The sequence below is a fragment of the Belnapia sp. genome, from assembly GCF_059504005.1.
This window is the reverse complement of sequence record NZ_JCACHU010000081.1, coordinates 1-4,741: the sequence shown is the minus strand read 5'-3', so window position 1 is coordinate 4,741 and position 4,741 is coordinate 1. Positions and strand designations below refer to the sequence as shown.

3 protein-coding genes and 3 pseudogenes are annotated in these 4,741 nt (G+C 62.3%); 2 read left to right on the top strand and 4 right to left on the bottom strand.

Translation table 11 applies throughout. The features are described 5' to 3' along the window. Positions 1-149: 149 nt before the first annotated feature. The 3 genes and pseudogenes from AC5JJ1_RS12015 to AC5JJ1_RS12005 all read right to left on the bottom strand — a co-directional run. Positions 150-890 (bottom strand): annotated as a pseudogene (locus tag AC5JJ1_RS12015) (putative bifunctional diguanylate cyclase/phosphodiesterase); the annotation flags it as partial. A gap of 78 nt (positions 891-968) precedes the next feature. After that, positions 969-1,784 (bottom strand): annotated as a pseudogene (locus AC5JJ1_RS12010) (diguanylate cyclase domain-containing protein); the annotation flags it as partial. Between the two features lie 720 nt (positions 1,785-2,504). After that, positions 2,505-3,014 (bottom strand): putative pterin-binding protein, encoded by a 510-nt coding sequence (locus AC5JJ1_RS12005; protein ID WP_495785361.1) that lies wholly within the window; start codon positions 3,012-3,014, stop codon positions 2,505-2,507. 222 nt (positions 3,015-3,236) lie between these two features. Between AC5JJ1_RS12005 and AC5JJ1_RS12000 the strand changes: the two genes are divergently transcribed. Both AC5JJ1_RS12000 and AC5JJ1_RS11995 read left to right on the top strand, forming a co-directional pair. After that, the gene (locus tag AC5JJ1_RS12000; RefSeq protein WP_495785360.1) at positions 3,237-3,380 is read left to right on the top strand and encodes a hypothetical protein; all 144 of its coding nucleotides are present in this window, start codon (positions 3,237-3,239) and stop codon (positions 3,378-3,380) included. Continuing rightward, positions 3,377-3,943: a 6-pyruvoyl trahydropterin synthase family protein gene (locus tag AC5JJ1_RS11995; RefSeq protein ID WP_495785359.1), complete on the top strand. Its 567-nt coding sequence runs from the start codon at positions 3,377-3,379 to the stop codon at positions 3,941-3,943. Before AC5JJ1_RS12000 ends, AC5JJ1_RS11995 begins: the two co-directional genes overlap by 4 nt. 25 nt (positions 3,944-3,968) lie before the next feature. On the opposite strand, the pseudogene AC5JJ1_RS11990 reads toward AC5JJ1_RS11995, so the two are convergent. Next, positions 3,969-4,256: pseudogene (locus AC5JJ1_RS11990) on the bottom strand (transposase); the annotation flags it as partial. Positions 4,257-4,741 lie beyond the last annotated feature (485 nt).

The window sequence follows — 4,741 nt, the reverse complement described above, 5'->3', positions numbered from 1 at the left end:
CGTGAAGTTGGCCATTCGTCAGATCAGGTCAAGACAATGAGGGCCGCCTCAATAATCGAGCATTCCAAGCCAATTGCGGAGCCGATCGGCGTCGAATGGGTGAGCCTATGCACAACCGGAGGCTCGCAGGTCCCTCGACAATGTCGTTGTTATACCGCAATCAACACGGGCGCCTGCAACAAAGCCAAGACATGGGTGTTGGGCCGCGGTCGGCCAAAATAGTAGCCCTGCGCATCGGTGCAACCGGCACGCCGGATCTGCGCTAGCTGCTCCGCAGTTTCAACACCTTCTGCGGTCGACGTCATCCCCAGGCTGGAGGCGATGTTTACGATCGCATCGACGAACGCCGCACTGTCTGGGCCGTCCGTGAGCTCCATCAGGAATGACCTGTCGATCTTGATCTTGCTGAAAGGGAAACGCCGGAGGTAGCTCAGCGAGGAGTACCCGGTCCCAAAATCATCCAGCGCTATGCGCAGACCCATGCCGTGCAGCTTATTCAGCAAGCCAAGAACCACCTCGCTATCCTGCAATAGAACCGACTCTGTTACCTCCAGTTCCAAACGACTTGCTGCTAATCCCGCCTGCGCCATCGCGTCGGCCACCGCTCCGGCAAGCCGAGGGCTCATGAACTGCAGCGGCGACAGGTTGACCGCCACCCGAATATCGGTCGGCCAGCCACTGGCATCTTTGCATGCCTGTTGCAGGACCCACTCCCCGATCGGGACGATAAGGCCAGTATCCTCGGCCACGGGAATGAACTGTTCTGGAGATACCAATCCCCGCTTTGGATGGTGCCAACGCAGCAGCGCCTCGAAGCCGCGAATCCGATTTTCCTCGAGATTAAAAAGCGGTTGGTAGAACAGCTCCAACTGTCGCCCTTCCAACGCTTCTCTCAAGTCCGCCTCCATAGTCAGGCGCGCCTGGAGTTGCGTTCGCATTTCCGGTTCGAAGAAACGAGAGCACGAGCGCCCACTGAACTTGGCGCGGTAGAGTGCCACGTCTGCCTTCTTGAGCAGATCATCGGCATCGTAGCCGTCGAGCGGTGCGAGCGCGATGCCGGCACTCACGCTGATCACCACGCGGTGGCCATCGATGTCGTAGGGCATGCCCAGCACCTTCACGAGCCTCTCGGCAAGGGTCCGGGCGTCCTGCGGTTGCTCCGGCGAGGGCTGCAAGATAGCGAACTCATCGCCGCTTAGGCGCGCTACCGTGTCGCCCTCGCGCACGCAACCACGCAGCCGCTGTGCCACCACCTGCAACAGCAGGTCCCCCGCGGGGTGGCCCAGCGTGTCATTGACGTTCTTGAAGTGGTCGAGGTCGAGGCACAGGATCGCAAGCCAACCGCCTTTGCGTTCGAGGCGACCCACTTCGTACTCCAACCTCTCCCGGAACAGAACGCGGTTTGGTAGACCGCATAATGCGTCATGGTGCGCCATATAAGCGATTCGCGCATCGGCGAGGCGGCGCTCAGTGATGTCCTCGTAAGTGGCAATCCAACCACCGCCAGGCATGGGCCGATGGGATACGGAAATCGATCGCTCCGCGCTCTGCTCGGTAACGAAGGTACCGGCACTCTCGTCGCGTATCAGCATCTCCTGCTTCAAATGGATGGCGCTTGCCAGCTCCCCCATGCTGTGGTTACCGGCTGCGATCTTGTGCAGGATGTCGCCAATGGGCGTGCGCGGCGCGGCCGCGTCTGGTGGCAGGGCGAAGAGTTCTGTGTAGCGTTGGTTGCAAACGATCAGGCGCTGCTCCGTGTCCACCATGCAAAGGGCCTGAGACATGTTGTTCAAGGCTGCGTCGAAGCGCTCGTTTTGCGTGTGAAGCTCGCCGTGGGTGCGGCGGAGTAGCCTGTTATGCAGCAGCAGTAGCGCGAGCAGGACCAAACCGCAGGCCGCGAGTGCAATGAGGACACCCGAAAAAATCCAGTGCAGCCGGCTGAGCTGCCGCTGATCCTCCGCGACGCGGTCGCCGCCTTCGACGTTTGCCACTGCGGCAAGCCTCGCCAGCTTCGGCTCGAGCGGCGCTAGGAGGTCGAGCAGTTCCCGGTGGCCCGTTTGGGCCAGGACCGCGACCTGCGGTCCCGCGGCTTGCACCGCCGTGGCGAGCTCGCCGATGACGTCGCCCAGCTCGGGGCGGCTGGCGGCCAGCTCCGCCACACGACTGAGTTGCAGCAGGCCGACCCGGTTCGCCAGGATGTCGAGCCTGAGTTGCACTTCTTCCCGATCGACGACGCCGTCGGTCAGCGCATGGCTGGCAATTCTTTCCTTCAAGCGCGCGAGCTCGGTAACGGCTTGGCTAGCGAGCCACGTGTTGTTGTAGCGCGAGACCTGCTGGAGCACGTCCTGGCGCTCTACGATGAGGCGGGAGGTGTAAGCGGCTGCCAGCACCAGCACGATGCCAGCGGTGGCGAGGAGCAACCAGGCGACGCGACCGAGCCGACGGCTATACACACCCACAATGGACCACATTTGGAGAACGTGCCTTCGGCGTAGCAGGCGCGGCTAATGCACGACCAAACGCGCGAGTTGCCAGGCAGAGCGCGCGTAGAACCGCTGGTGCCTTAGCTCGGTTTTGCTATCAAATGGATAAACAATGAACAGCGGTCCCTTATCGCGCACCGAAATGTACTCATTGTTACGCTTGAGGGCGAGAAGCACGCCGTAGGTCGCAAAGTCGCTGATCGGCAACTCAGTACTGTAATCGTTGAGGGCGTAGGCGACAACTCGGTCGCCCGAAGCGCCAACTCTCTCGAGCAGCCGGTCCATGAGGACACCATCGAACCGAACTGGGCTGGGATACCAGGGCGTCATCGTCTCGAAGCCTGACAGGCCCAACGCTTCAAGCATTGGGCGGTCGAACTGTGCCGTGTCGCCCTTATTGAACACCGCAACCTTGCCGCTGATCGTCAGGATCGGCCGCTCCGAAGGCTGAGGCAGTGACGTCGCGGTAGCCCGCTGGCACAATGTAAAGGATGTGGCGCCGGCCAAGGCTGCCACGGTGAGCCGTCCCATGGCGCGTCTTGTTCCAAAACGGGTCATTCGCTTTCCTCAAGTGACACGCGGACGTCAGACCGGCGGCAGGCAATCGCCGCTACCGGGAACTGTCCGGAGACGGGTCACCACACCTTAGTACAAGGCTGTTTATCACCAGAGGTGGGTTTACAGAAAGATAAATCTACTTATAGATGCTATTGATGGACAGCTCCACGCCTGGAGGACCAACTTAATATGGCTATGGCACCGACGATCTACCGGCTGGGCCACGCACCCCCGACGGTAACCGGCTTCGAAAACGTCCTGCCTTTCAGCATTTTGACAGGCCGCGTCCTCCAGGACCCGCACCAGTGCGTCGCGCTGGAGCTGGGCGCGACAGAATGACCCGACTGCCGGAGATCCGGGCGACGGCGGTCGGTCCTCAACTCACCGTAATGCATGAGCGAATGGCCTACGACAGGAACGGCCAAGCCAAAGCACCCGTCTACAGGTCGACGAAGACCTACGACCACAGCGAAGGGCTCTCCTGCTGCTTTCGGCAGTGGCGTGCCACGCACTCCCACTGCCGCCTGATCCATGGATACGCCCTCGCCTTCAGGTTCGTCTTTGCTGCGCGTGAACTCGATGACCGCAACTGGTGCTTCGACTTCGGCGGGTTGAAGCCGGTCAAGGCATGGCTGCACGAGATGTTCGATCACACGATGCTGGTCGCGGAGGACGACCCCAACCTACCTGATTTCCGGCACCTCGAGACGAAGGGCTTGGTGACCCTCCGCGTGCTGCCACGGGTCGGCTGCGAAGCAACAGCCGAGTACGTGTTCGGCCATGTCGCGCGCTTCGTGACGGAGCAGACAGCGGGGCGTGTCTGGCTGGAAACCGTGGAGGTCATGGAGCACAGAGGTAACTCGGCCTTATATGAGGAGGGACCCCCAAGCCGGCCAGCGTAGGTAGTCGGCCGTGAAGAACGCGATTTCAGCGCGCGGCGAGCTGCGGTGTTGGCGTCGGGGCCGTGGTCACGCTGATCGCGAGGAGGCTGAGAAGGAACGCAAGAAGCCGGATCAGCCAGGCCCGCAGGAGGCGGAGGTTGTGGCCGGCGGCAGCGAGGACGACGTTGATGGTGTCGCCAGCGGCGCCGGCGAGGAAGTTGTGGTCGAGATGGCCGTCCGCCTTCATGTGGCCGATCACCGGCTCGATGGCGGCGCGCCGCCTGATCTCCCGTCGGATGGTCGGCGTGACGCCGCGCTTCTGTTTGGACCGGAAAGAGCCGACGCTGTCTGTTCCTCTCCGCCATCAACACCTCTCAGGCCGTTCAGCCTATCTAGGGTGTCCGTGGGACCGGGGCAGGACCACAGTGGCCCGACGCAGCGCTGTGGGCCTTCCTGGGGTTGCCGGAGAGTACCAGCGATGCGGATCTGTGGCGCATCGCCGCCGCGGCGCCTGAGACAGAGGCTCAGCCGTGAGCGGGGCTCTGTATCGCCGGCTCGCCGCCCTCGAGCCGCGGCATCGGCCGAGCCCCAGCTATGTTCTCAAGCTCTCGGACGAGCAGCAGGCAAACCCGTCGTCGGTGAATGCAGAGATTGCCGAGCACCGGTGCCGCACGGGCTGAACCGGGCCGGTGATCGTAGCGCAGGCCGAGGTGACGGTGGAGGATTGGGCGGCCGATCAGGAAGCGCCTCTTTAGGTGTATCTAGCCGCTCTTATTCATCGGGTGGCAGTGGCGGGAGCTCCCACGGGTTGATTTGAGC